The 4,419-nt window shown below is 73.0% G+C and carries 6 protein-coding genes; 1 reads left to right on the forward strand and 5 read right to left on the reverse strand.

Annotated elements, in window-relative coordinates; translation table 11 throughout:
- A partial coding sequence (locus D8M29_RS08985; protein ID WP_305034221.1) for a non-canonical purine NTP pyrophosphatase occupies positions 1-282 on the reverse strand: 282 nt, incomplete at its 3' end.
- The gene (gene rph, locus D8M29_RS08990; protein ID WP_036382145.1) at positions 279-1,043 is read right to left on the reverse strand and encodes a ribonuclease PH; all 765 of its coding nucleotides are present in this window, start codon (positions 1,041-1,043) and stop codon (positions 279-281) included. The genes D8M29_RS08985 and rph, both read right to left, overlap by 4 nt.
- Positions 1,044-1,170: 127 nt before the next feature.
- Here rph and D8M29_RS08995 point away from each other — a divergent pair, with 127 nt between their 5' ends.
- A complete protein-coding gene (locus D8M29_RS08995; RefSeq protein ID WP_127435401.1) occupies positions 1,171-2,181 on the forward strand; it encodes an IS481 family transposase in 1,011 nt (336 codons plus the stop codon).
- Between the two features lie 8 nt (positions 2,182-2,189).
- Here D8M29_RS08995 and D8M29_RS09000 read toward each other — a convergent pair whose 3' ends face one another.
- The 3 genes from D8M29_RS09000 to D8M29_RS09010 all read right to left on the reverse strand — a co-directional run.
- The gene (locus tag D8M29_RS09000) at positions 2,190-3,005 is read right to left on the reverse strand and encodes an MBL fold metallo-hydrolase (RefSeq protein WP_127435402.1); all 816 of its coding nucleotides are present in this window, start codon (positions 3,003-3,005) and stop codon (positions 2,190-2,192) included.
- Between the two features lies 1 nt (position 3,006).
- Positions 3,007-3,933, reverse strand: a complete 927-nt coding sequence (gene murI / locus D8M29_RS09005) for a glutamate racemase (protein ID WP_236649752.1) — start codon at positions 3,931-3,933, stop codon at positions 3,007-3,009.
- Positions 3,930-4,419: DUF2017 family protein (locus D8M29_RS09010; RefSeq protein ID WP_127445915.1), on the reverse strand; the 490-nt coding region annotated here is incomplete at its 5' end. The genes D8M29_RS09010 and murI, both read right to left, overlap by 4 nt.

Below are 4,419 nucleotides of genomic sequence, written 5' to 3' on the forward strand. Positions count from 1 at the left end.
TTCCACGGCCAGACCGGAGTCGTCCGCGACGGCGATCAGCCCGGTGTGCGCGGCCACGGCGCGGGCCTTCTTCAGCGCGTTCTGGGCGAACGTGACGCCGTCCTCGACGACGTCCGGGGCGCCCACGGCGCCCGCGTCCACCACCGCGGCCTCCACGTCGAGGCCGGGCACGGCGCCGGCGAGCAGCTGCCGCAGCTCGCGCACCTTGCCCGCGTTGTGCGTGGCGAGCACGATGCGGGCGCCCTCCGGCAGGCCCGCCGACGAGGAGGCGGGCGCGCTCACGCCCGGTCCTCCGTGGCGGCGGCCAGGGTCTCGGCCTGGATGCGGGCCAGCTCACCCGTGCCGATCAGGGCCAGGTCCAGCAGGGTGTCCAGCTCGGCGCGGGTGAACGGCGCGCCCTCGGCGGTGCCCTGCACCTCCACGAACTCCCCGGCCCCGGTGACGACCACGTTCATGTCCGTCTCCGCCTTCACGTCCTCCACGTACGGCAGGTCGAGGACGGGCACCCCGTCCACGATGCCCACGGACACCGCGGCGACGGAGTCCTTGAGGACGGCGGCGCCCTTGGCGAGGATCCCCTCGCGCCGCGCCCAGGCCACCGCCTCGGCGAGGGCGACGTAGGCGCCCGTGATGGCGGCGGTGCGGGTGCCGCCGTCGGCGTCGAGGACGTCGCAGTCCAGGACGATGGTGTTCTCCCCCAGGGCGGACAGGTCGATGACGGCGCGCAGGGACCGGCCGATCAGGCGGGAGATCTCGTGGGTGCGCCCGCCGATCCGGCCCTTGACGGACTCGCGCTGGCTGCGCTCGTTGGTGGCCCGCGGGAGCATCGCGTACTCGGCGGTGACCCAGCCGGTCCCCTCGCCCTTGAGCCAGCGCGGCACGCCCTCGGTGAAGGAGGCGGTGCACAGCACGCGGGTGTTCCCGAACTCGATCAGGGCCGAGCCCTCCGCCTGCCGGGACCAGCCCCGGGTGATGGTGATGGGGCGCAGCTCGTCGACGGCGCGGCCGTCCGGGCGGGGGGCGGTGGGGGCGGGAGAGCTCATGGCCTCCAGTCTAGGTGTTGTGGGTCATGAGGTTCTTGCCACGAGGCGCCGGCTGAGATGAGACGAGTGGGCCTCTCCCGCAGGATGGAAGTTCCTACACCACCGACCTGCCCGAGAAGACCCACTCATGACTCACGCTAACGCACCCCTGACCCCCACCGGCCGTCTCAGGATGGTCCACCGCCACCTGCACGACGGGATCCCGCAGGCACACGTGGCCGCCGAGTTCCGCGTCAGCCGCCCCACGGTGGCCACCTGGGTGGCCCGCTACCGCGCCGAGGGCGAGGCCGGGCTGCTCGACCGGCCCAGCCGTCCGCGCCGTTCACCTGCCCAGCTCGACCCCGAGGTGGTGGCTCAGATCCAGACCCTGCGTCGCAGGGAGAAGTGGTCGGCCCGCCGGATCCATCACCACCTCGTCTCCGAGGGCCACCGGGTGTGTCTTCGTACCGTGGGGCGATGGCTGCACCGACTCGGGATCTCCCGCCTACGGGACCTGACCCCAGCCGGAGAAGACCTCCGCCGGCAGCCGGCCCGGAGGATCACCGCGAGGGGACCGGGGCACATGGTGCACCTGGACGTGAAGAAGATCGGACGCATCCCCGACGGGGGCGGCTGGCGTGCTCACGGACGTGACAGTGAAGCAGGCCGTGCTTCCAAGCGTGGTGCAGGCCGGCGGGTCGGCTACACCTATCTGCACTCGGCGATCGACGGGTTCACCCGGCTGGCCTACACCGAAGCGTTGGAGGACGAGCGGGCGGCCACGACCGTGAGCTTCTACTGCCGGGCGCGGGCGTTCTTCGCCGCCCACGGCATCACCGTGGACCGGGTGATCACGGACAACGGAAACAACTACCGGGCCGTGGACTTCACCGCGAAGGTGGTCTCGCTCGGAGGCCGGCACCACCGGATCCGCCCCTACACCCCGCGCCATAACGGGAAGGTCGAACGGTACAACCGGCTGATGGTCGATGAGGTCCTCTACGCCCGCCCGTATACCTCAGAGCAAGCTCGGCGTGAGGCCCTGCAGGTGTGGGTGAACCACTACAACTACCATCGGCCTCATACCTCCTGCGGGGACGCCCCGCCAACCTCGTTGGCCCCGGCACGAGTCAACAACGTCATGACCTCTTACATCTAGGCACGCCCTCAGACGCCGTAGCTCAGCCCCGAGACGGCGACGGCCAGCGGGCCGTCGTACACCTCGCGGGCCTCCTGGACGGCGCGCTGCGGATCGTTCCACACCGGCAGGTGTGTGAGCAGCAGCTTCCGGGCCCCGGCCTGCGCCGCCGTCTCGCCGGCCCGTCGGCCGGTCAGGTGGACGCCGTCGATGCCGTCGTCCCGGCCCTCGTGGAAGGCGGCCTCGCACAGGAACACGTCCGCGTCCCGCGCGGCCTCGACGAGCCCCTCACATGCGTCGGTGTCCCCGGAGTAGGTGAGCACGCGGGTGGTGACGTCGCCGTCGTCGTCGACGCGGTCCACCTCGACCCGGATCGCGTAGGCCTCGTCGATGGGGTGGCACACGGGGACCGGGGTGAACCGGAACGGACCCAGCCGCTCGGTGCGGCCGGCAGTCCAGCACCGGAACTCGAAGTCCTGGTGCATCCCCGGCTGGGGGTCCATCCCGTACGCCTCGGCGACGCGGTCGGCGGTGCAGGCGGGTCCGTAGACGGGCAGCCGACCGCGGCCCCAGCCGGCCGGGTTCCAGCGGATGGCCACGTGCATCCCGCACAGGTCCATGAAGTGGTCCGGGTGCAGGTGGGAGAGCAGGATGCCGTCCAGGTCCTCGAGCTCGACGTAGCGCTGCAGCACGCCGAGGGCACCGTTGCCGAGGTCCAGCAGGATCCGCCACGTGCGCGGGGTGACGCCGTCCGCGGCCACACCCTCCGCGGTGAGGAGGTAGCACGAGGCGGGCGAGCCCGGGCCGGGGAAGGACCCGGACGCCCCGATGATGGTCAGCTTCACGTCACACCCTCCTGCTCGGCGCCCGGCCGGAGGAGGCCGTCGAGCGCGTCGGGACCGGCACGGCCGCGGGGCGGGGCGCGCCGATCGTCTCCAGGCGTCGCACGGACTCGACCTCGGGTCCGAGGAAGCGGCGCGCGAGGGCCTGGAAGTGGTCGGGGTCGCCGGTGGCGGCGAAGCGGTGGCGGGTGGCCTGGCCGGAGCCCGCGGCCGAGTGGGGGTGCTCGAGGCCGAGGCGGACCAGCTCCCGGTAGAGGTCCTTGGCGGTCTCCTCCGCGGAGGAGACGAGCGTGACGTCCTCCCCCATCACGAGCGAGAGGGCGCCGGTCAGCAGCGGGTAGTGGGTGCATCCCAGCACGAGGGTGTCCACGCCCGCCGCACGCAGCGGGGCCGTGTACTCCCGGGCGGTCTCCAGCAGTTCGGGGCCGGTGGTGATGCCGGCCTCCACGAACTCCACGAACCGCGGGCACGCGACCGAGGTGATCTCGAGGTGCGGGGCGGCCGAGAACGAGTCCTCGTAGGCGCGGGACCCGACGGTCGCCTCGGTGCCGATCACGCCGATCCGGCCCGTGCGGGTGGCGGCCACGGCGCGGCGCACGGCGGGCTGGATCACCTCGATCACGGGGATGCCGTGGCCTCCCGTGTAGCGCTCTCGGGCGTCGCGCAGCACGGCGGCCGACGCGGAGTTGCACGCGATCACGAGCGCCTTGACGCCGCGCGCGACGAGCTCGTCCATGATCGCCAGGGCGAGGGCCCGTACCTCGGCGATGGGCCGCGGGCCGTACGGCGAGTGCTCCGTGTCGCCCACGTAGAGGATGGACTCGTGGGGCAGCTGGTCCATGATCGCCCGGGCCACGGTCAGCCCGCCCACGCCCGAGTCGAACACGCCGATCGGCGCGGTGGCGTCCACGGCGGCGCGCTGGCCGCTCACTGCTCGCCCTCCGCGTCCCCGGCGCCCGGCGCGGACTCGTCCGAGCCCTCGGGCAGCTCGCTGAGCATCTCCGTCATGAGCGTCTCCAGCAGCCACGAGGTGAAGTTGTAGAGCAGGGCCATGGTGGACTCGACGTCCTCCGCGCTGCGCCAGTCGTCCACGGCGTGCACGCGGGCGGCGTCCTCCTCGGTCTCGACGCCCAGGCGGGCGGCGAGGACGAGGCGCACGTCGTTGAGCGCGCGGCCGAAGGCCGGCGCCTGGTCGTGCGGCACCTCCACGCGCGTCGAGCGCAGCAGCTCGAGTGCCAGGCGCGCGTCCGCGAGCTTCCCCTCGGACAGGGCGTCCTCGGTCAGGGCCCGGTGGGCGCCCTGTTCGGCGGCGCCGGCCTGGGGCATCGCATCCGGCAGGAGGCGTGCGACGGCCGGGTCGGTGGGGGCCGAGCGCTGCGGCTCCGGGTCCTGGCTCAGGTGCAGGCCGGAGACCAAC

Origin of the sequence: Micrococcus sp. HSID17227 (assembly GCF_003989405.1) — a bacterium.
Lineage (GTDB): Bacteria > Actinomycetota > Actinomycetes > Actinomycetales > Micrococcaceae > Micrococcus > Micrococcus luteus.